Source organism: Yimella sp. cx-51 (genome assembly GCF_017654605.1).
Taxonomy (GTDB): Bacteria; Actinomycetota; Actinomycetes; order Actinomycetales; family Dermatophilaceae; genus Yimella.
The window spans coordinates 2,021,700-2,041,017 of sequence record NZ_CP072113.1; the positions used below are offsets into that span (position 1 = coordinate 2,021,700).

Here is a 19,318-nt window from a genome sequence, read left to right on the forward strand (position 1 = left end):
CGCTCAGGCGTCGATGACGATCGGGATGATCATCGGACGACGACGCAGCTTGCCGCCGACATACCCCCCAACCGCGCGGCGGATCACCTGCTGCAACTGGTGGGTGTCGTTGACGCCCTTGAGTCGGGCCTCCTCCAGGGCGTTCTCGATCTTGGGCACCACCTTGTCGAAAACTTCAGTGTCTTCGGCGAAGCCGCGGGTGCGGATGTCGGGGCCGGCGACGACCTTGCCGGTCGAGGAGTCGCGCACGACGATGATCGTCACGAAGCCTTCGTCACGCAAAATGCGGCGGTCTTTAAGCATCGTCTCGTCGGTGGCGCCCACCGTCGATCCGTCGACGTAGACATACCCGCACGGCACCACACCGACGATCGAGGCCTGACCGTCGATCAGGTCGACCACCACGCCGTCCTCGGCGATGAGTACATTGCGCTCGGGCACACCGGTCTGGATCGCCAGGTCACCGTTGGCCACCAGGTGGCGCCATTCGCCGTGGATCGGCATGACGTTCTTGGGGCGGACGATGTTGTAGCAGTAGAGCAGTTCGCCCGCGCTGGCGTGACCGGAGACGTGCACGAGCGCATTGCCCTTGTGCACGACATTGGCGCCGCGACGCATCAACCCGTTGATCACCCGGTAGACGGCGTTCTCGTTGCCGGGGATGAGCGAGCTGGCCATCAACACGGTGTCGCCCGGGCCGATGTCGATCTGGTGATCGCCGTTGGCCATCCGCGACAGCGCCGCCATCGGCTCACCCTGCGAGCCGGTGCAGATCAGCACCACCTTGTCGTCGGGGAGGTCATTGAGCTTCTTCGCATCGACGACGAGGCCCCGCGGAATGTTCAGGTAGCCCAGATCGGAGGCGATGCCCATGTTGCGCACCATCGAGCGTCCGACGAAGGCCACCTTGCGACCGTGGTTGCGGGCGGCGTCCAGCACCTGTTGCACGCGGTGCACGTGTGAGGAGAAGCACGCGACGACGATGCGACGCTCGGCCTTGTCGAAGACGCGTTCGATGGCCGGGACGATGTCGCGCTCGGGGGTGGTGAAACCGGGCACTTCGGCGTTGGTGGAGTCGGTCAGGAAGAGATCGACGCCTTCCTCCCCGAAGCGGGCGAACGAACGCAGGTCGGTGATGCGGCCGTCCAGCGGGAGCTGGTCCATCTTGAAGTCGCCGGTGATGAGGATCGATCCGGCGGGCGTGCGGACGAAGACCGCGAGCGCATCGGGAATGGAGTGGTTGACCGCGACGAACTCACAGTTGAACGGGCCGAACTCCTCGCGGTCACCTTCACGCACCGCCATCGTGTACGGGGTGATGCGGTGTTCCTTGAGCTTGGCCTCGATGAGCGCGAGCGTGAGGGTCGAGCCGATCAGCGGGATGTCGGGTTTCAGACGCAGCAGGTAGGGGACGGCGCCGATGTGGTCTTCGTGGCCGTGGGTGAGCACGATCGCGACGATGTCGTCGAGCCGGTCACGGATGTATTCGAAGTCGGGCAGGATCAGGTCGACGCCCGGGTGGTCCTCGGGGAACAGCACACCGCAGTCGACGACGAGCAACTTGCCGTCGTACTCCAGCACGGTCATGTTGCGACCGACCTCGCCGAGCCCGCCCAGCGCGACGATGCGCGCCCCGTTCTTCGGCAGTGCCGGCGGCGTGCCGAGCTCGGGGTGCGGGTGGCTCATGAAAGTCCTGCCTCGTGGAGTGCATCGCGGACGATCGTCCGCTGTTCGTCGGTGGCCGGCAGCAGCGGCAGCCGGCAGAAGTCTGACTTGATCACGCCCTGGATCTTCAGCGCGGCCTTGGCCATGATGACGCCCTGGGTGACGGTCATGATGGCGTTCATGATCGGCACGAGCTGGGTGTGGATGCGGCGCGCCTCGACCAGGTCGCCGCGGTCGACGGCGGCGATCATCGCGGCGAACTGCGGACCGGCGACATGGCCGGTGACCGCGACGTGCCCGACGGCACCGATCGCCAGCCACGGCAGCGCCAGCACGTCGTCACCGGAGAACCACAACAAATCGGTATCGGCCATCAGCTGACTGGAGGCGTAGAGATCGGCCTTGGCGTCCTTCATCGCACGCACCTGCGGAATCTGGGCAAGCTGGCGAATCGTGTCGGGCTCCAACGGGATTCCCGAACGCCCAGGGATGTCGTACAGCATCACCGGGACGTCGGCCGCAGCCGCGATCGCGCGCACGTGCTCGACGATGCCGGCCTGCGGAGGCTTGTTGTAGTAGGGCGTCACGACCAGCACGTTGTGTGCGCCGGCGTCCACCATCGCCGTGGCAGCAGCCACGGAATGGGCGGTGTCATTGGTGCCGACACCGGCGGTGACCCGCACCCGGTCGCCGACCGCATCGACAACGGCTCTGACGGTGGCGACATTCTCTTCGTCGGTGGTGGTGGCCGATTCACCGGTCGTGCCGTTCACCACGAGCCCGTCGTGACCGTTGTCGGCCAGGTGCGTGGCGAGGGCGGCCACCCCGTCGTAGTCGATGCTTCCGTCGTCGTGCATCGGCGTGACCATCGCGGTGATCATGCGTCCGAAGGGGTTGTTGGTCATGGATCCCAGGCTATCGGTGGCGGACATGACGATCGCGTTGCCACCCGCTCGGGGGTCCGGGTGGCAACGCGATCACTGAGTACATCGAACTGGTCGTTCGTCCGTTACAGATAAATAATGTGACCTGCATCACACTGCCTCTCCGGACCGTGCGGACGCTGTCGGACGCCGCTGCTAACGTCCGGATCCATGCAGCAATACCTCGACCTGCTCGACCGGGTGATGCACGACGGCGCCCGCAAGGACGACCGCACCGGCACCGGCACCCTCTCGGTGTTCGGCCATCAGATGCGCTTCGATCTACGCGAGGGCTTCCCGGTGCTCACCACCAAGAAGCTGCACCTGCGCTCGATCTTCGGTGAACTGTTGTGGTTCCTACGCGGTGACACCAATGTGGCGTGGCTGCACGAACGCGGCATCACGATCTGGGACGAGTGGGCTGACGAGAACGGCGACCTCGGCCCGGTCTACGGACACCAGTGGCGTTCATGGCCGAGCCCGTCCGGGGAGCAGATCGACCAGCTCGCCAAGGTGATCGAGGCGATCCGCGTCAACCCTGACTCCCGCCGGCACATCGTCTCGGCTTGGAATGTCGCCGAGGTCGACGACATGGCGCTGCCGCCGTGCCACACGATGTTCCAGTTCTACGTCGCTCCCCCGGACGCCGACGGTGTGCGACGCCTCTCCTGCCAGCTCTACCAACGCTCGGCCGACATCTTCCTGGGCGTGCCCTTCAACATCGCCTCCTACGCTCTGCTCACCCACATGGTGGCGCAGGTGACCGGCCTCGGAGTCGGCGATTTCGTGCACACGCTCGGCGACGCACATCTCTACTCCAACCACCTCGACCAGGCCCGCGAACAACTGACGCGCACGCCGAAGGAGCTACCCACGCTGCGCCTCAACCCCGCGCGCCGCGAGATCGATGCCTTCGAGCTCGAAGACATCACCCTCGAGGGATATGTCGCCGACCCGTCGATCAAGGCGCCGATCGCGGTATGACGATCAGCCTCATCGCAGCGCGCTCGCGCAACGGCGCCATCGGCCGCAACGGCGACATGCCCTGGCACCTGCCCGAAGACCTGAAGTACTTCAAACGCACCACCATGGGTCACCCGATGATCATGGGCCGCAAGACCTTCGACTCGATGGGCGCACTGCCTGGCCGCCGCTCCATCGTGGTGACCCGGCAGCCTGACTGGACCGCTCCCGGCGTCGAGACCGCCAGTTCCTTCGACCACGCGATGGCGCTGGTCGCCGACGACGACGTCTTCATCGTCGGCGGTGCCCAGATCTACGAGCAGGCGCTGCCATTTGCCGACCAGATCCTGCTCACCGAGATTGATCGCGATGTCGACGGCGACACCTTCTTTCCCTCGTTCAGCGCGGGCGACTGGCGCGAGACGAGCCGCGACCAACAGAACGGTTTCGCGTGGGTGAGCTACGAACGCACTCGCCGGCGCGCCACGCTCGAGCTGGGTGAACGAGTGGGCCGCCGTGCCCGCCAGAAGATCGGTGCGTCGGTCGCCATCATGGACGGCGAGCGCCTGCTCATGTCGCGCCGTGAAGACAACTCGTTGTGGTGCCTGCCTGGCGGCGGTGTCGATCCGGGTGAGACCTTCGCCGAGGCAGCGGTGCGCGAGGCCTACGAGGAAGTCGGCCTGCAGGTGCAGGTGAGCAGCCTGCTCGCGGCCTACACCGACCCGGACATCGCCATTCGATCGCGCGATGGCGACGCCCTCACCCAGGTCTACGGAGTGTGCTTCCGTGCGTCGGTGGTGAGCGGTAAGGCGACCCTGTCGGACGAGGTCACCGAAGTCGCCTGGCTGACCCAGGAGGAATGCGCCCGTATCCCGATCATTCCGCTGCACCGATCATTGGTGCGCGCTGCCTTCGCACCGGCCAGTTCGCCGGCTGGATTCGTCTGATCCGCGTCCATTCGCACCGTTGCGGTGACGTGGCACGATGTCGCCATGAGTGAGCGAGGCTGGCGTCCGGATCCGAGCGACCCCCGCACACTGCGGTTCTGGGACGGCGCGAACTGGACCGACTACACCAAGCCGAACCCCGATGGCACGGCGGCGGCACCTCCTGCGCCTCAAGGAAACTCTGCGGGTAATTCCGGTGGGGCAGTGCGCCTTCCCGGCCATGGGAACGGCGCTCCTGCTGCACCAGCGCAGCCCAGCGCTTCCACTCCGCCCGCTCAGCACGATCCTTACGCAGCATCGCAGCCACACTCCTCGAGCCCGTCCCCGCACGATCCGTACGCCGGACAAGCCCAGCAGCACTCCCCGAACCTGCCGCAACACGACCCATATGCAGCGCAGGGGCAGCAACCGCCCCAACCGATGCAGACGCAGGACCCGCACGCGGGCAATCAGGCCCAGCAGGCACCACCGCAGCCCGGTAACCAGCAGCCCGGCTACCTCCAGCAGGACGCCAACCCGCAGGGCTTTGCCGGTCAGGTGCACCGCTTCAACGACAGCATCGCCCAGGGCTACGGCGACCAGAGCTTCGGCGGCCAGATGAGTGGCCCGGCCGGGCACCGGCAAGCGGAGGCCGGCCGCAACGTCATGAACGAGAAGACCCTCATCGTCAGCCAGAAGCGCAAGATCATCGAGGTGACGAACGAGTACACCGTGTACGGCGCGGACGGCTCGACCCTCGGCGCGGTGGTGCAGGTCGGTCAGAGCTCGATGCGCAAGGCGCTGCGGGTCATGACCAATTACGACCAGTTCCTCACCCACCGCCTGGAGGTGCGTGACAACAATGGGCGGGTGCTGCTGCAGCTGACCCGGCCGGCCAAGTTCATGAAGTCTTCGGTCATCGTGCAGGACGCCCAGGGCCGGGAGATCGGCCGGCTCGTGCAGCGCAACGTGTTCGGCAAGATCAAGTTCGGCATGGAGTCGAACGGCCAGGAAGTCGGTTCACTGAACGCCGAGAACTGGCGGGCCTGGAACTTCGCGGTGCTCGACAACCAGGGCACCGAGATCGCCCGGGTCACCAAGACCTGGGAGGGCTTGCTGACCACAACGTTCACCACTGCCGACAACTACGCGGTCAACATCCATTACGACCTGCCCGAACCGCTGCGCTCGCTGTGCGTGGCCGCCGCTCTCACGATCGACACCGCGTTGAAGCAGGACGACCGCTGAGGGCAGGAGCCCCATCACCCCGGGTCGGTCAGCTCCGGACTACGGGTAGCAAACGGCTGACCCCAAGCCCGTCAGGGTTTCTACCCCCGGAGTGAAGTGCAATCGCTGGCATTATCCACACCGGACGGTCTCCGCATCGCCGACTCACGAAACCTGACGAACAAAAGTACGGCTTCCGACCAGGGACGAACGCTGGGCGCGCTCACTCGTAGGTGATCGTGACCTCGTCCGTCACCGGGTGCGACTGGCAGGCCAGCACCAACCCGGCAGCGACCTCGTCCGGCTCGAGGGCGTAGTTGCGGTCCATCGTCACCTCGCCGGACACAACACGCGCACGGCAGGTGCCGCACACTCCGCCGGTGCACGAGAACGGCGCATCGGGGCGAGCACGCAGGGTCGCGTCGAGGATCGACTCCTGCTTGGTCGGCATCTCCACGCGCGTCGTGCGGCCGTCCAGATTGACGGTGATGACCGCTTCGGCGGGAGCTGAGGTGTCGACGTCGACGCGCTGGCGCGGGGTGGTGCCGTCGTCCACGTGGAAGATCTCGTGGTGCACGTGTGATTCGTCAACACCGTTGTCGGCCAATGACTTCCACGCAGTCTCGACCATCTGGAAGGGGCCGCAGAGGTACCACTCATCGGCGGTGTCGACCGGTAGCAGCGACCCGAAGAGGCGTTCGAGCTTGTCGGCGTCGATGCGTCCGTTGAGCCACTCGACGTCCTGCGGCTCGCGTGACAGGACGTGCATCAGGTGCACGCGTCCGGGGTACTGGTTCTTGAGGTCTTCGAGTTCCTCGAGGAACATGATCGACTCGGTGCGCCGGTTGCCGTAGACCAGCGTCACGCGGGAGTCGGGCTCCTCCTCCAGCGCCGAGGTCAGCAGCGACAGCACCGGCGTGATGCCTGATCCGGCCGCGATGGCGACGTGGTGCCGGGCGCTGGTTTCGGAAGGCGGCGTGGTGAACGAACCGAGCGGCGACATCACCTCGATGGTGTCGCCGACCTTCACTTCACGGTTGAGCCAGGTCGACATCAGACCACCGTCGACCTCGGCCGAACCGACCCGAATCACCTTGCGGCGCAACGCTTCCGGCCGCGACATGCAGATCGAGTAAGAACGCCGGGCGTCCTCGCCGTTGATCGTGCGGCGCAGCGTGAGATGTTGCCCGGGCTCGAAGGAGAACTCCCCGGCGAGCTCGTCGGGCACCTCGAAGGTGATCGCCACAGCCGCAGGCGTGAGTCGCTGGACGTCGGCCACCCGCAACTCGTGGAACTGCGCTCGGCGGCGGGTCGGGGTGGAAATGAGACCGGTCACAGCGGTTTGAACTCCTCGTACGGTTCGCGGCAATCAAGACAACGGCGGAGCGACTTACAGGCGGTCGAGCCGAATTCCGACACGACCTCCGACTTCTGGTTGCCACACAACGGGCAACTCACCGTCCGGCGGCCCAGCGTCACAGCGGTCGGCCCTGAGGCCTGGCCGGGAGGGGCAATACCGAATCGCGCCAACGCTTTTCGCCCCTCCTGCGACATCCAATCGGTGGTCCACGCAGGGTTGAGGACGATCTGCACCTGCGGCGTCCAGCCCTGGCGCTCGATGACCGCCTGCACGGATGCCGTCATCGCCTCCATCGCGGGGCAGCCGCTGTAGGTGGGCGTCATCACCACGCGGACCACCCGCGTGCGCGGGTCGGCGCTGAACTCGCGGACGACCCCCAGGTCGTCCAGAGTGATCACGGGGATCTCAGGGTCAGGAACCGACCGGACGGCCCGCTCCAACTCGGTGATCTGGTCGGTGGTCGTCACCACTGCGTGGCGTCGGCGTGGGACCGGTGGATGTGTTGCATCTCGGCGAGCAGGTAGCCCATTACTTCTGAATGCACGCCGATGCGTCCGTCGCGGGAGGTGAACTTCGCGGAGTCGACGTATTCGAGAGTCGCCTCGACGACCACCGTGCAGACGAACTCAGTGGCGGCATCGCGCAGGGATGAAGGCAGGACGCCCACTCCGCGCTCGGCAGCCTCGACCGACGCATCGTCGTCGGTGAAGAGTTCGGTGACATAGGGCGCCACGGCTTCCAGGCCGGCCTGCATGCGGCGATGCGACTCGTCGGTGCCATCGCCCAACCGCAAGACCCACTGGGCGGCATGGTCGCGGTGGTAGGCCACCTCTTTCAGCGCCTTGCGCGCGACGCCCGCGACCACTTCGTCGTCGCTGTCGACCAGCGCGGAGTAGAGCTCGAACTGGTACGAGGCAAACCACAGCAGTCGGGCCATCTCCTCGCCGAAGTCGCCGCGGGGGCGCTCGACGAGGTGCACATTGCGGAACTCGCGCTCGTCACGCAGGTAAGCCAGCGCGTCCTCGTCGCGACCCGTGCCGTCGAGTTCGCCGACGCGGGTGAGTAGTGCACGCGCCTGACCGAGCTGGTCGAGGGCGATATTGCCCAGCGCCATGTCCTCTTCGATCTGCGGGGCACGCGAGACCCACTCGCCCAAGCGCTGGGTGTAGATCAGGGCATCGTCAGCCAGCCCGAGGATGTAGTCAGACGTGCGCGAATCAGTCTGTGTCACAGCGCCACTCACAGATACTCGACATCCTTCGGCACGTCGTAGAAGGTCGGGTGCCGGTAGACCTTGTCGCCCGCCGGGTCGAAGAAGCTGTCGCGCTCGTCCGGGCTGTTGGCGGTGATGTCAGCGGCGGCCACCACCCACACCGAGACGCCCTCCTGCCGACGGGTGTAGAGATCGCGTGCATTGCGCAGGGCCATCTGCGCGTCCGGTGCGTGCAACGAGCCCGCGTGCACATGCGAGAGCCCGCGTTTGCTGCGGACGAAAACCTCGTACAGCGGCCATTCCCGCCGGTCGGTGCTGCTCACGCCACTGCTCCCTGCTGTCGCTGTTCCTGCTTGTCGGCGTAGGCCGTTGCTGCCTCGCGCACCCAGACGCCGTCCTCGTGTGCCCGGACGCGGTGATCCATGCGTTGTTCATTGCACGGACCATCGCCCTTGAGCACCCGCCAGAACTCAGTCCAGTCGATCGCACCGAAGTCGAAGTGGCCGCGCTCCTCGTTCCACTTCAGGTCGGGGTCGGGCAGCTCGATGCCGAGCTTCTGCGCCTGCGGGACGGTCATGTCGACGAACTTCTGGCGCAGTTCGTCATTGGCGAAGCGCTTGATGCCCCACGCCATCGACTGCGCCGTGCGGCCGTCCCCTGCGTGCTCACCGGTGTCGGGCGGACCGAACATCATCAGCGCCGGCCACCACCAACGGTTCGCGGCGTCCTGCACCATCGCTTTCTGCCGCTCGGTGCCCTGCGACATCGTGTACAGCGACTCGAAACCTTGACGCTGGTGGAACGACTCCTCCTTGCAGACGCGGATCATCGCCCGCGCGTACGGCCCGTAGGAGCAGCGGCACAGCGGCACCTGGTTCATGATCGCGGCGCCGTCGACCAGCCAGCCGATCGCGCCCACGTCGGCCCAGGTGAGCGTCGGGTAGTTGAAGATCGAGGAGTACTTCTGCTTGCCCGAGTGCAGCTTGTCGAGCAGTTCGCTGCGGTCGACACCGAGCGTCTCCGCAGCGGAGTAGAGGTAGAGCCCGTGCCCCGCTTCGTCCTGCACCTTGGCGATGAGAATCGCCTTGCGGCGCAACGACGGCGCGCGGGTGATCCAGTTGCCCTCGGGCTGCATACCGATGATCTCGGAGTGCGCGTGCTGCGCGATCTGCCGGATGAGGGTCTGGCGATAGGCGTCGGGCATCGCATCGCGCGGTTCGATACGCAGGTCGGCCTCGATGAGGTCGTCGAAGTCACCGCCCTGTCCCCTGGTGGTCGCGCTGTCGATCACGTCGTCCAGCGCCCCGCCCTCGGCGGCGTTGAGGGCTTCGTCGGGCTCACCGAAATCGTTGCCGTACATGTTCGCCAGTGTGACCCGTATTACACGAAATTGCAATATTGCAGCTGCGCGTCACAGCGAGGTTCGCGCCGCGGACCGGCCACACCCCGGCTCGTTGCGGCTGCGAGAATCAGCCGAATGAGTGATGCAAGTGTGCGGACGGCCCGAGCGGACGATCTTTCCGCGGTCGGCGAAGTGCAGGCTGCGGTGTGGCGCGCGGCCCTCGCCGATGTCGTGGACCCAGCAACTCTTGCCTCGTTCGAACCGAGCAACTTCGAAGCGGCCTGGCGCGAATCGCTGGCCCAACCGCCCTCGCCGCTGCACCGCCTCCTGGTCGCCACTGAACTCGACGACACGGTCGGATTTGTCGCCATCGGCCCCGCCGAAAGCAGCGGCAGTGGCGAGATCCTCGCCGGCGGCGTCCTGCCCGAGCGACGCGGACGCGGCCATGGCTCGCGACTGCTCAACGCCGCCATCGACACCCTCGCGGTGAACGACATCGATCACGTCCGCGTGCGCGTGCCTGAGCGCGACACTCCCCTGGTGCGCTTCCTGGCCGAAGCCGGTTTTGCACTCTCCGGCAACTTTGTCGACCGCGTCATCAATTCAGATGGTGACACCCTGCGTGAGATCGAACTACACACCGGCGTCGGCGACACCGGCCCCGACGAACAACCGCATGACCACGCTCACTGAGCAAACGAAACCTGTTGCCAGACAGGGACTTTGGGTAGGTATTGCAACCGGCCTGTACGGCACCAGCTTCGGCGCTCTGGCGGTGGCGGCCGGCCTCAACATTCCGCAGGCGATGGTGCTATCGCTGTTGCTGTTCAGCGGTGGTTCGCAGTTCGCGGTCGTCGGCGTGATCGCGTCCGGCGGTACGGGCCTTGCCGCCGTGACCACCAGCACCCTGCTCGGCCTTCGCAATGCCTTCTACGGGCTGCAGGTCTCACGGCTGCTGGATGCGACCGGACCACGCAAGGTGCTCGCCGCCCACCTGACCATCGACGAGTCGACCGCGGTTGCGATCGCCCAGCCCGATCGCGAGCGCACCAAGGTCGGGTTCTGGTGGACCGGGCTGTCGGTTTTTCTCTTCTGGAATCTCATGACCTTCGTCGGCGCCGTGCTGGGCAACGCCCTCGGCGATCCGAAGAAATGGGGTCTCGACGCCGCCGCCTCCGGTGCATTCATCGCACTGCTCTGGCCACGATTGACGAATACCCGCACCCGCATCACCGCAGTCGCCGCTGCGAGCATCGCGCTCCTCGTGTCGCCCCACGCCCCGGCCGGCACGCCGATCCTCATTGCCGCGTTGGCGGCTGTGGTGGCCGGTGCGCTCCCTGACGCCTCGGAGGGCGACGACGGCGAAGCGATCATCGACGAGGATCTCCCCCATCCGCAGTTGGATCACTCGCCCTTCGCTGACGACGGGTCATTGCTCACGCGCCGCGAGTGGCGCGAGCGCCGACACCAGGGCGGTGCCTCGTGAGCCTCTGGACCACGGTGATCCTGGCCGGCGCGTTGTCGCTGGCCACGAAGCTGCTCGGCTATCTCATCCCGCACGAATGGCTGGACGGCCCGCTGGTCAGCCGTGTCATGAAGTACCTGCCGATCGCCTTGCTGGCAGCGCTGGTGGCCGTGCAGACCTTCGGCGGTTCCAATGGCTCGGTGGTGCTGGACGCGCGGGCAGCCGGATTGCTGGTGGCGACCATCGCCTTGTGCCTGCGAGCGCCGTTCCTGCTGGTCATCGTGCTGGCCGGGGCGAGCGCGGCGATCCTGAGAGCGTTCGGGATCGGCTGAACAACCACCCCTGCCGGCGCGAGCTCAGAGGTGCAACCTGGGCATTGCCTCGTACGCCGACCAGATGTGCTGTTCGACCAGGTCGGCCGCTTCGTCCGCCGACTTGGCGTCGATGGCCGCCATGATCGCGTGGTGCTGCGAGCGCAACTGGCCACGCAGCGCCGCCCACTGCTCACCATCGGCCTCGTCGAAGCCCCACATGATCGGCTGTCGCATCGATTCGCGGATGGCGACAGTGAGATCGGCGGCCAGCGTGTTGCCGGCGCCGCGGGCGATCGCGACATGGAAGTCGGTGTCGTAGCGGTTGAACTCCGCGCGACTGAGGGCGTCGTCGTCCATCGCCTCGAGGGCATCGCGCATCCGTCCGCGTGCCTCGTGATCGGCGTGCACACTCGCCAGCGAGCTGGACAACCGCTCCAGCACGACGCGCACCTGGGTGACATCGCGCGCCGGGAAGTTGGCCAGGGCCACGTGCATACGCAGCATTCGGGTGAGGGCGACATGGGGCTGCCCCATGACCATCGTGCCGCCGGCAGCACCCGCACCCACGCTGGAGCGAAGCACTCCGTTGGCCTGCAGGGTGCGCACGGCCTCGCGCACCGCGGCCCGGCTCACGCCCAGTTGAGCGGCGAACTCGCGCTCGGCCGGCAGCGTCGACCCGCGCACCAGACGTCCGTCGAGGATTCGCTCCTCGATCCACGCGACGACGATCTCCCAGGCCTTGGCGCCGACCGGGCGCTCGACTTCTTCGATCACGTATGCAGCGTAAGTGCTTGCGTATCTATCACGAGCCGCTATGGTGTGCATCACACCATTGGTAGGACCATTAGCTCGGAAGGCAGTCATGACGACCACCTACACCCCGCCGCTCGCCCCGGTGGCCGACAGTCTCTGGCTGTCCGCCCTGGTCGGCATGCTGCCGTTGCTGACCGTTTTCATCACCCTGGGCGGGCTGCGCTGGAAAGCGCACTGGGCCGGCCTGACCGCTTTGGTAGTGTCGATCCTGGTGGCGATCCTCGCCTTCGACATGCCCGCAAAGCTCGCCTTCCTCTCCGCGAGCGAAGGCGCCGTCTTCGGCATCTTCCCGATCATGTGGATCGTCTTCTGCGCGATCGTGCTCTACCAGGTCACAGTGGTGAGCGGCCGCTTCGACGACCTGCGCGCAACCTTCCACCTGATCTCGGACGACCCACGCATCCAGGCGATCATCATCGCCTTCTGCTTCGGCGCCATGCTCGAAGCCCTGGCCGGTTTCGGCGCACCTGTCGCGATCACCGGCGTCATGCTGATGGCGATCGGCTTCTCCCCGCTGAAGGCCGCCGCCGTCGCACTGCTGGCCAACACCGCACCGGTCGCCTTCGGCGCGGTCGGTACGCCGATCATCACCGCAGGCACCCTCACCAAGATCGACTACAACGAGATCGGTGCCTACGTCGGTCACCAGACCCCGATCCTCGCTCTCTTCGTCCCGCTGATGCTCGTGGCGCTGGTGGACGGCAAGCGCGGCATGAAGCAGACCTGGCCGATCGCGATCGTCGTCGGCATCGCCTTCGGTGTCGCCCAGTGGGTCTCGGCCACCTGGATCTCGGTCGAACTGACCGACGTGATCGGCGCGCTCGTCGCCCTCGCAGCAGCCGTGATCATGCTCCGCTTCTGGCAGCCGCAGGGCCGCGACGAAGCCCTGGCGGACCTCGCCGTCGCCCGCAAGCGCGAACTGGCGATGGTCGGCACCGGCGGCAGCGGTGAAGGCGGCGACGCTGGCTCCGACTCCCCCGAAGAGGCCAAGGAAGACCTCAGCGCCCACGCGAAGTCGCTCACGCCCGGACGTATCTTCATGGCGTTGTTCCCCTACCTGCTGGTGATCGTCGTCTTCGCCTCGGCCAAGCTCATCGAACCCATCAAGAAGTTCCTGGTCGGCACCGACCGTCCGATCGAATGGCCCGGCCTGCACGGCGAGATCGTCAACGCCAAGGGCGTGGTCTCCAAGACCACCATCTACAACTTCCAGTGGCTCTCCTCCCCCGGCACGCTGCTGCTGATCTGCTCGCTGATCGTCGCGCTGGTCTACAAGGTGTCGCTGGCCAAGTGGGCCAAGGAGTTCGCCGACAGCGCGGTCAAGCTGCGCTTCGCCTTCCTCACCGTCGCCTCCGTGCTGGCGCTGGCCTACGTGATGAACCTGTCGGGTCAGACGATCACCATCGGCACCTGGATCGCCGGCACCGGCACCGCCTTCGCCTTCCTCTCCCCGATCCTGGGCTGGCTCGGCACCGCGGTGACCGGCTCCGACACCAGCGCCAACGCGCTGTTCGCAACGCTGCAGCAGACCGCTGCGCAGAAGGCCGGCATCGACCCGACCCTGCTCGTGGCGGCCAACTCCTCCGGTGGTGTCGTCGGCAAGATGATCAGCCCGCAGAACCTCACCATCGCGGCCACCTCGGTCGGCCTGCTCGGCAAGGAATCGGAGATCTTCCGCAAGGTCGTGCTCTGGTCGCTCGGTCTGCTGGCACTGATGTGCGTGCTCGTCGGTCTGCAGGCCACCGTCCTGTCCTGGATGCTGCCCTGATGCGCGTCGCACTCTTCGCCACCTGCTTCAACGACACGATGTGGCCCGAAACCCCCAAGGCGACCGTGCGTCTGCTGCGGCGCCTCGGGGTGGAGGTGGAGTTCCCGCCGGAGCAGACCTGCTGCGGCCAGATGTTCACCAACACCGGCTACGCCGATGAGGCCATCCCGCTCGCGCGCTCCTTCGTGGACGTCTTTGAGGGCTACGACGCGGTGGTCTCGGTCAGCGGTTCGTGCACCGGCTCGGTGCGCGAGCAGTACGGCGACCTGGCCAAGCGCAGCGGAGACACCGCGCTGGTCGACGGCGTGGCCAAGGTCGCGCCCAAGACCTACGAACTCTCTGAGTTCATCGTGGACGTCCTTGGCGTCACCGACGTCGGCGCCTACTTCCCGCACCGGGTCACCTATCACCCGACCTGCCACTCGCTGCGCATGTTGAAGGTGGGCGACCGGCCGCTGCAACTGCTACGCGAGGTGCGGGGCATCGACCTGGTCGACCTGCCCTCGGCCACCGAGTGCTGCGGCTTCGGCGGCACCTTCGCGATGAAGAACGCCGACGTGTCGGTCGCGATGGGTAGCGACAAGGTGCGCCACATCCGGGAGACCGAGGCCGAGGTGGTCGTGGCCGGCGACAACTCGTGCCTGGCACAGATCGGCGGTCTGTTGGAGCGTCAGCGGGCCGGGGTGCGCACGATGCACCTGGCGGAGATCCTTGCGTCCACCGAACAGGAAGCGTCATGACCACGACGAGTAGTAATCCCAATCCGCTCGCGGACACCATGCCGACCTTCATCGGCATGCCGAAGTTCCCGACGATGGCCAAGGAGGCCCTGGGCAACACCCAGCAGCGGCGCAATCTGCAACACGCCACCCACACCATCCGTGCGAAGCGGGCAGCCGTCGTCGGCGAGATGAATGACTGGGAGGCGTTGCGGCGCAACGGTGCCGACACCAAGGACGAGGTGTTGGCTCATCTCGACACCTACCTCGAGCAGCTCGAGGCCAAGCTGGTGGAGAGCGGCGCGACCGTGCACTGGGCGCGCGACGCCGAGGAGGCCAACCGGATCGTCATCGGGCTGGTGCAGGCCGAAGGCGTTGACGAAGTGGTCAAGGTCAAGTCGATGGCCACCCAGGAGATTGAGCTCAACGAAGCCCTCGAAGAGGTCGGCATCGCCGCGTGGGAGACCGACCTGGCCGAGCTCATCGTCCAACTCGGCGACGACCGTCCTTCGCACATCCTCGTGCCGGCGATCCACCGGGGCCGCGCGGAGATCCGCGAGATCTTCCGCAACAAGATGGCTGCGGTGGGCCGCCCCGCACCCGAGGGCATGACCGACGAGCCTCGCCAACTCGCCGAGGCCGCGCGGTTGCACCTGCGGGAGAAGTTCCTGCGGGCCAAGGTGGCGATCTCCGGCGCTAACTTCGCGATCGCCGACACCGGCACCCTGGTGGTGCTGGAGTCGGAGGGCAACGGTCGGATGTGCCTGACCCTGCCCGAGACGCTGATCAGCGTGGTCGGTATCGAGAAGGTGCTGCCCACCTGGGAAGACCTCGGCACGTTCATGCAATTGCTGCCGCGCTCCAGCACCGGCGAGCGGATGAACCCCTACACCACCATGTGGACAGGGCCGGCTGCCGGCGACGGACCGCAGAACGTCCACGTCGTGCTGGTCGACAACGGACGCACGCACGTGCTGGCCGACGAGGTGGGCCGCCAAGGATTGCGCTGCATCCGCTGCTCGGCATGCCTGAACGTCTGTCCGGTCTACGAACGAGCCGGTGGCCACGCCTACGGCTCGGTCTACCCCGGACCGATCGGTGCGGTGCTCACCCCGCAGTTGCGCGGCACCGGCAGCGCGATCGACCAGTCGCTGCCGTACGCATCAAGCTTGTGCGGCGCCTGCTTCGAGGTGTGCCCGGTGCGCATCGACATCCCTCGGATGCTGGTGCATCTGCGCACGCAGGTGGTCGACGAGCACCGCGGTACGCGCAACGCCGAGTCGAGCGCCATGCAGGCGATGGCCTGGATGTTCGCCGACAATCGCCGACTGCAGAAGGCACAACGGGCGGCGACCCTCGGCGGGAAACTGCTGGGCAAGCGCACGTCATTGGGTGCCATTCCCGGGCCGGCGTCCGCGTGGAGCGGCGCACGAGACGTGCCCGTGCCACCCAAGGAGACCTTCCGCCAGTGGTGGAGCCGCACTGATGGAGGACGCCGATGAGCCAGACCGACGCACGCGCCGTGATCCTGGAGCGCATCCGCGCCGCCGGGGCAAGCTCGTCGGCGCCCGCTGAGGTGCCCCCGCCGCCACCGGACACCGTGCTCGACGAGAGCGCCATGCTCGAGTTGCTCGTGGAGAACCTGCGCGACTACCGGGCCGTCGTCACCGAGGTGAACGGCCCTGAGCTGCGCCCCGCGGTGGACGCCGTGCTGCAGCGCCACGGCTGCCGCACAGTGACGGTGGCACCGGCACTGGACGACTCCGACCGGCCGACCGATGCCTTCACGGTGATCGAGGACCACGGGCTCAGCTCGCAGGAACTCGACGGCATCGACGCCGTGGTCACCACTTCACGCGTCGCCATCGCCGAGACGGGCACCGTCGTGCTCGACCACGACGGCGGGCAGGCCAGGCGTGCGCTCTCCCTGGTGCCGGACGTGCACATCTGCATCGTGCGTGCCGACCAGGTGGTGACCTCCGTGCCGGAAGGTGTGAGCCGGCTGCGTCCATCGGTCGAGAAGGGCCTGCCGCTCACCTGGATCAGCGGCCCGAGCGCGACCTCCGACATCGAGTTGAACCGCGTCGAGGGCGTCCACGGACCCCGCAACCTCGAGGTCATCCTGGTGCGCTGACGTCGCTTTCAGGCGGCGGTCACGCGGACTCGGTGGTCGCGCGACCGCCGCCTCGCCGGGCGAGGATCCAGCGCACCAGTTCGATGAGCAGTGACGCCGCGACCGCCAGCCCGAGCCCGAAGGCCAGCCCCTTGGCGGGTTCCTTCTCGAAGGCGTGCCCACCGATGTAACCCATGAGGGTGCCGTGCAATGCCCAGGCGGCGACGCCGATCGCATCGAACATGGTGAATCGCGGGCGCGAGAACCGCATTGCACCGAAGGTCACCGTGGTGGCAATTCGACCCCAGGGAATGAAGCGGCCGACGACCAGCGCCATCCCACCTCGGGAGTCGAGCAACTTCTTGGCACCGGCGATCGCCCTCCCCCGCCTGGTGCCCGGCGGTATTCGCTCAATGCGCCCGGCTCCGACGCGTCCCAGCCCGTAGGCCAGGTGATCACCGGCCATCGCACCAACTCCTGCACACACCATGATGAGCAACAGATTCGGCGATCCGGTGGAGCCGGCGTACACACCGGCCATGATGAGCGGCGCCTCACTGGGAAAGACCGGCACGACCGCGTCGACCAGCGAGATACCGGCGATGATGAGGTAGATCCACGGCGACCCCATGAGCTCGCCCAGCAGGGTCATCACGCCGTCGAACATCGTGCTCCCATGCGCGGAAGGTAACCGCGCCAGGCGTCAGCCACGTGAACAGCGCGTGACCGCCGTCCGTCACCGCCCGGGCTTTCCCAACCGGCGCAGATGCTCAGGTGCTCAGATGCCCAGGTAATGCTCCAGTCCAACGGTCAGGCCGGGATGGGAGGCGACCTGCCGCACCCCGGTCAGCACGCCGGGCATGAAGCTGATCCGGTCGAAGGAGTCGTGTCGGATGGTCAGCGCTTCACCTTCTGCGCCGAACGCGACCTCTTGGTGGGCCACCCGTCCGCGCAACCGCAGGGCATGCACCGGGATGCCGTCGATCATGGCGCCGCGAGCGCCGTCCGGATCGTGTTCGGTGGCGTCGGGCACTGCAGACAAACCAGCTTCCTCGCGGGCCTCGGCGATGATCCGCGCGGTGTGGGCGGCCGTGCCCGACGGCGCGTCGACCTTTGCCGGATGGTGGGTCTCGACCACTTCGACCGATTCGTAGAAACGCGCCGCTTGGCGGGCGAAAGACATCATCAGCAGCGCACCGATCGCGAAGTTGGGCGCGATGAGCACTCCGACCTCCGGCTGCTTCGCCAACTGCTCGCGCAGTGTGGCGAGTTTGTGATCGTCCCAGCCGGTTGTGCCCACCACCGCGTGAACGCCGCGCTCGATGCAATGGGCGATATTGGCCGGCGAGGCCGCGGGAACGGTGAGTTCGATCGCCACTTCTGCACCGCCGAGGTCGCCCAGGTCGTCGCCGACATCGAAGGTGCCGACCAACTCCAGGTCCGAGGCGTTCTGCACCGCCCCCACCGCCTGCGAACCCATCCGGCCCGAGGCCCCGATCACTGCAACTCTGGTGCGCTGATTCACCCGCCCAACCCTAGGGCAGCGCGCCAGCAACCGGGCGAGGGTGCACGTGTTCTGCCACACTGTCGAATCCTGTTGTTCTTTGCTGAAGAGGGTTCGATGACCGACTCGCTGATGTTCGACGCCATCGTGCTCGCGGGTGGCCGCGGCTCCCGGCTCGGGCTGGTCGACAAGGCGACCCTCGACGTCGGTGACGGCCCGCTGCTGGACCGGGTGCTCGAAGCGGTGTCGAAGGCCCGACGGATCGCCGTCGTCGGCCCGCAGCGTGAACTCCCCCCGACTGTGCGTCAGGTGCGGGAGAACCCCGTCTTCGGTGGCCCGACCGCAGCTGTCGTCACGGGCTTGCAGGTGCTTGCCGACGAACCCTCCCCCTGGACCGTCGTGCTCGGCTGCGATCTGCCGCTCGCCGGCGAAGCGGTACCGCTGTTACTGGCCGACCTCGAACGCGATGGCGCAACCCTGAAGGACGGCAACGGACGCACGCAATGGGTGGCCGGCATCTACCGCAGCTCGTCCCTCTATCGCGCCGCCGACGCACTCGGTGATCCCACCGATCAGCCGTTACGTGCGCTGCTGGGAGCGCTCGACGTCCGCACCGTGACCGCTCCGGGGCGTGTGAGTCAGGACGTCGACACCTGGGACCACGTGTCGGACTGGAACGAATATTTCACCGAAGGAGAAGCCGATGAATGATCAGCAGCCCGGCGAACCCACCCGCCAGGAACAGGAGGACTACCTCGTGCAGGTGTGCGACGCCCTCGGGCTCGACCGCGATCTGCTCGATGTCGACCTCGTGCTGGAACTGACCAAGCAGGTCGCCCACCGCTTCGTGCGACCGATGGCGCCGGTCACCTCCTACGCCCTCGGCATCGCGGTCGGTGCTGCGGCAGCTGCCGGCGCCAAACCCGACCAGCACGACCTCGCCGCGCGCGTCACCGCACTGCTTCCTACCGAATCAGCCTGAGCCAGAACACCATCCGCGGCA

The 19,318-nt window shown here is 66.8% G+C and carries 22 protein-coding genes; 12 read left to right on the forward strand and 10 right to left on the reverse strand.

Features of this window, described 5'->3' with window-relative positions:
- Positions 1–3: 3 nt before the first annotated feature.
- Both J5M86_RS09615 and dapA read right to left on the reverse strand, forming a co-directional pair.
- The gene (locus tag J5M86_RS09615; protein ID WP_188060549.1) at positions 4–1,686 is read right to left on the reverse strand and encodes a ribonuclease J; all 1,683 of its coding nucleotides are present in this window, start codon (positions 1,684–1,686) and stop codon (positions 4–6) included.
- A complete protein-coding gene (dapA, locus tag J5M86_RS09620) occupies positions 1,683–2,570 on the reverse strand; it encodes a 4-hydroxy-tetrahydrodipicolinate synthase (protein WP_188060548.1) in 888 nt (295 codons plus the stop codon). Before dapA ends, J5M86_RS09615 begins: the two co-directional genes overlap by 4 nt.
- Before the next feature lie 189 nt (positions 2,571–2,759).
- On the opposite strand from dapA, the gene J5M86_RS09625 reads away from it, so the two are divergent.
- From J5M86_RS09625 to J5M86_RS09635, 3 genes are read left to right on the forward strand one after another with little or no spacing between them, the layout of a single operon-like run.
- A complete protein-coding gene (locus J5M86_RS09625; RefSeq protein WP_188060547.1) occupies positions 2,760–3,572 on the forward strand; it encodes a thymidylate synthase in 813 nt (270 codons plus the stop codon).
- Positions 3,569–4,498: a dihydrofolate reductase gene (locus J5M86_RS09630; RefSeq protein ID WP_188060546.1), complete on the forward strand. Its 930-nt coding sequence runs from the start codon at positions 3,569–3,571 to the stop codon at positions 4,496–4,498. The genes J5M86_RS09625 and J5M86_RS09630 overlap by 4 nt, the downstream gene beginning before the upstream one ends.
- A gap of 45 nt (positions 4,499–4,543) precedes the next feature.
- Positions 4,544–5,725 carry a phospholipid scramblase-related protein gene (locus J5M86_RS09635; RefSeq protein WP_188060545.1) on the forward strand — a complete coding sequence of 394 codons (1,182 nt, stop codon included), beginning with the start codon at positions 4,544–4,546 and terminating at the stop codon, positions 5,723–5,725.
- A gap of 202 nt (positions 5,726–5,927) precedes the next feature.
- On the opposite strand, the gene paaE is transcribed toward J5M86_RS09635, so the two are convergent.
- Genes paaE through paaA form a run of 5 tightly spaced genes read right to left on the reverse strand, consistent with a single transcriptional unit; the run spans position 5,928 to position 9,637 of the window.
- The gene (gene paaE, locus J5M86_RS09640) at positions 5,928–7,040 is read right to left on the reverse strand and encodes a 1,2-phenylacetyl-CoA epoxidase subunit PaaE (RefSeq protein ID WP_188060544.1); all 1,113 of its coding nucleotides are present in this window, start codon (positions 7,038–7,040) and stop codon (positions 5,928–5,930) included.
- Positions 7,037–7,531: a 1,2-phenylacetyl-CoA epoxidase subunit PaaD gene (gene paaD / locus J5M86_RS09645; RefSeq protein WP_188060543.1), complete on the reverse strand. Its 495-nt coding sequence runs from the start codon at positions 7,529–7,531 to the stop codon at positions 7,037–7,039. Before paaD ends, paaE begins: the two co-directional genes overlap by 4 nt.
- Complete coding sequence (paaC, locus tag J5M86_RS09650) at positions 7,528–8,295, reverse strand: 1,2-phenylacetyl-CoA epoxidase subunit PaaC (RefSeq protein WP_244328307.1); 768 nt, start codon at positions 8,293–8,295, stop codon at positions 7,528–7,530. Before paaC ends, paaD begins: the two co-directional genes overlap by 4 nt.
- Positions 8,296–8,303: 8 nt before the next feature.
- A complete protein-coding gene (paaB, locus tag J5M86_RS09655) occupies positions 8,304–8,600 on the reverse strand; it encodes a 1,2-phenylacetyl-CoA epoxidase subunit PaaB (protein ID WP_188060541.1) in 297 nt (98 codons plus the stop codon).
- A complete protein-coding gene (gene paaA / locus J5M86_RS09660) occupies positions 8,597–9,637 on the reverse strand; it encodes a 1,2-phenylacetyl-CoA epoxidase subunit PaaA (protein ID WP_188060540.1) in 1,041 nt (346 codons plus the stop codon). The genes paaB and paaA overlap by 4 nt, the downstream gene beginning before the upstream one ends.
- Positions 9,638–9,754: 117 nt before the next feature.
- On the opposite strand from paaA, the gene J5M86_RS09665 reads away from it, so the two are divergent.
- From J5M86_RS09665 to J5M86_RS09675, 3 genes are read left to right on the forward strand one after another with little or no spacing between them, the layout of a single operon-like run.
- Positions 9,755–10,312 carry a GNAT family N-acetyltransferase gene (locus tag J5M86_RS09665; RefSeq protein ID WP_188060539.1) on the forward strand — a complete coding sequence of 186 codons (558 nt, stop codon included), beginning with the start codon at positions 9,755–9,757 and terminating at the stop codon, positions 10,310–10,312.
- Positions 10,296–11,105, forward strand: coding sequence for an AzlC family ABC transporter permease (locus J5M86_RS09670; RefSeq protein WP_188060538.1), 810 nt, complete (start codon positions 10,296–10,298; stop codon positions 11,103–11,105). Before J5M86_RS09665 ends, J5M86_RS09670 begins: the two co-directional genes overlap by 17 nt.
- Positions 11,102–11,416 (forward strand): AzlD domain-containing protein, encoded by a 315-nt coding sequence (locus tag J5M86_RS09675; protein WP_188060537.1) that lies wholly within the window; start codon positions 11,102–11,104, stop codon positions 11,414–11,416. The genes J5M86_RS09670 and J5M86_RS09675 overlap by 4 nt, the downstream gene beginning before the upstream one ends.
- Positions 11,417–11,440: 24 nt before the next feature.
- Here the strand turns inward: J5M86_RS09675 and J5M86_RS09680 are convergent, their stop codons facing one another.
- Positions 11,441–12,172: a FadR/GntR family transcriptional regulator gene (locus J5M86_RS09680; RefSeq protein WP_244328308.1), complete on the reverse strand. Its 732-nt coding sequence runs from the start codon at positions 12,170–12,172 to the stop codon at positions 11,441–11,443.
- Between the two features lie 88 nt (positions 12,173–12,260).
- On the opposite strand from J5M86_RS09680, the gene J5M86_RS09685 reads away from it, so the two are divergent.
- From J5M86_RS09685 to J5M86_RS09700, 4 genes are read left to right on the forward strand one after another with little or no spacing between them, the layout of a single operon-like run.
- On the forward strand, positions 12,261–13,979 hold the full coding sequence (locus J5M86_RS09685) for an L-lactate permease (RefSeq protein ID WP_188060535.1): 1,719 nt from the start codon (positions 12,261–12,263) through the stop codon (positions 13,977–13,979).
- Positions 13,979–14,719 (forward strand): (Fe-S)-binding protein, encoded by a 741-nt coding sequence (locus tag J5M86_RS09690; RefSeq protein WP_188060534.1) that lies wholly within the window; start codon positions 13,979–13,981, stop codon positions 14,717–14,719. Before J5M86_RS09685 ends, J5M86_RS09690 begins: the two co-directional genes overlap by 1 nt.
- Positions 14,716–16,200 (forward strand): LutB/LldF family L-lactate oxidation iron-sulfur protein, encoded by a 1,485-nt coding sequence (locus tag J5M86_RS09695; RefSeq protein WP_208965006.1) that lies wholly within the window; start codon positions 14,716–14,718, stop codon positions 16,198–16,200. The genes J5M86_RS09690 and J5M86_RS09695 overlap by 4 nt, the downstream gene beginning before the upstream one ends.
- Positions 16,197–16,832, forward strand: a complete 636-nt coding sequence (locus J5M86_RS09700) for an LUD domain-containing protein (RefSeq protein ID WP_188060533.1) — start codon at positions 16,197–16,199, stop codon at positions 16,830–16,832. Before J5M86_RS09695 ends, J5M86_RS09700 begins: the two co-directional genes overlap by 4 nt.
- A gap of 19 nt (positions 16,833–16,851) precedes the next feature.
- On the opposite strand, the gene J5M86_RS09705 is transcribed toward J5M86_RS09700, so the two are convergent.
- Entirely contained in the window at positions 16,852–17,478 is a 627-nt protein-coding gene (locus J5M86_RS09705) for a DedA family protein (protein WP_188060532.1), read from the reverse strand.
- A 111-nt stretch (positions 17,479–17,589) separates the two neighbouring features.
- Positions 17,590–18,336 carry a 4-hydroxy-tetrahydrodipicolinate reductase gene (gene dapB / locus J5M86_RS09710; protein ID WP_188060531.1) on the reverse strand — a complete coding sequence of 249 codons (747 nt, stop codon included), beginning with the start codon at positions 18,334–18,336 and terminating at the stop codon, positions 17,590–17,592.
- A 96-nt stretch (positions 18,337–18,432) separates the two neighbouring features.
- Between dapB and J5M86_RS09715 the strand changes: the two genes are divergently transcribed.
- Together J5M86_RS09715 and J5M86_RS09720 are read left to right on the forward strand one after the other, a co-directional pair.
- Positions 18,433–19,026: a molybdenum cofactor guanylyltransferase gene (locus J5M86_RS09715; RefSeq protein WP_188060530.1), complete on the forward strand. Its 594-nt coding sequence runs from the start codon at positions 18,433–18,435 to the stop codon at positions 19,024–19,026.
- Positions 19,019–19,297 (forward strand): DUF6457 domain-containing protein, encoded by a 279-nt coding sequence (locus tag J5M86_RS09720; protein WP_188060529.1) that lies wholly within the window; start codon positions 19,019–19,021, stop codon positions 19,295–19,297. The genes J5M86_RS09715 and J5M86_RS09720 overlap by 8 nt, the downstream gene beginning before the upstream one ends.
- The last annotated feature ends 21 nt before the right edge of the window (positions 19,298–19,318 follow it).